1 protein-coding gene is annotated in these 1,315 nt (G+C 71.6%); it reads right to left on the reverse strand.

Annotated features, from left to right (window positions below):
* Window positions 1-49 precede the first annotated feature (49 nt).
* Window positions 50-1,315, reverse strand: a 1,266-nt coding sequence (locus tag KN815_RS10265) for an ATP-binding cassette domain-containing protein (RefSeq protein WP_216341462.1), incomplete at its 5' end; no start/stop codon positions are given.

The following is a 1,315-nucleotide window of genomic DNA, read 5'->3' on the forward strand; positions in this document are numbered from 1 at the left end:
TGGCGCCGCAGACGACCGACGGCACGGCGCGGCACATCCAGTGGAGCGCTCAGCGGACCCGGTCGACGCGGCGCTCGTCCCAGACCGGCTCCGCCGTCTCGCGGACGACACCGTCCGAGCCGAAGACCAGGAAGCGGTCGAAGGACCGCGCGAACCAGCGGTCATGGGTGACCGCCAGCACCGTCCCGGCATAGGCCCCGAGCCCGTCCTGGAGCGCTTCGGCCGACTCCAGGTCCAGGTTGTCCGTGGGCTCGTCCAGCAGCAGCGCGGTCGTCCCGGCCAGTTCGAGCAGCAGGATCTGGAACCGGGCCTGCTGACCGCCCGAGAGCCGGTCGAAGCTCTGGTCGCCCTGCCGGTCGAGTTCATAGCGCCGTAGCGCGCTCATCGCGCGTCCCCGGTCCCGGGCGTGCTCGGTCCACAGGATGTCGACCAGCGTGCGCCCGAAGAGCTCCGGATGGGCGTGGGTCTGGGCGAAGTGACCGGGCACGACCCGCGCGCCCAGCTTCCACTCCCCCCGGTGGTCGACGCTCTGGCCCGCCAGGAGCCGCAGGAAGTGGGACTTGCCCGAGCCGTTGGAGCCCAGGACGGCCACCCGCTCACCGTAGAAGACCTCCAGGTCGAAGGGGCGCATCAGCCCCTCCAGTTCCAGCGCCCGGCAGGTCAGTGCCCGCACCCCGGTGCGTCCGCCCGCGAGCCGCATGGTGATGTCCTGCTTACGCGGGGGCTCCGGCGGCGGCCCGGCCTCCTCGAACTTCCGCAGCCGGGTCTTGGCGGCCTGGTAGCGGGAGGCCATCTCATCGCTGCGGGCCGCGTACCGCTGCATGTCCAGCACCAGCCGTTTGAGCTGGGCATGCTTCTCGTCCCAGCGCCGCCGCAGCTCCTCGAAGCGCTCGAACCGCTCCTCGCGGGCGTCGTGGTAGGTGGCGAAACCGGCGCCGTGCACCCACACATCGCTGCCCGCCGGGCTCGGCTCGACGCTGACGATCCGGTCGGCCGCGCGGGCCAGCAGCTCCCGGTCGTGGCTGATGAACAGCACCGTCTTACGGGTCTCGCGCAGCCGCTCCTCCAGCCACTGCTTGCCCGGTACGTCCAGGTAGTTGTCCGGCTCGTCCAGCAGCAGCACATCGTCGGGCCCGCGCAGCAGCGCCTCCAGCACCAGCCGCTTCTGCTCGCCCCCGCTGAGGGTGCGCACCTGGCGCCACTGCGCCCGTTCGTACGGCACTCCGAGCGCCGCCATGGTGCACATGTCCCATACGGTTTCGGCCTCGTAGCCACGCGCCTCGGCCCAGTCGCTCAGGCTCTGGGCGTAGGCCAT

Source organism: Streptomyces niphimycinicus, assembly GCF_018883605.1.
Classification (GTDB): Bacteria; Actinomycetota; Actinomycetes; order Streptomycetales; family Streptomycetaceae; genus Streptomyces; species Streptomyces niphimycinicus.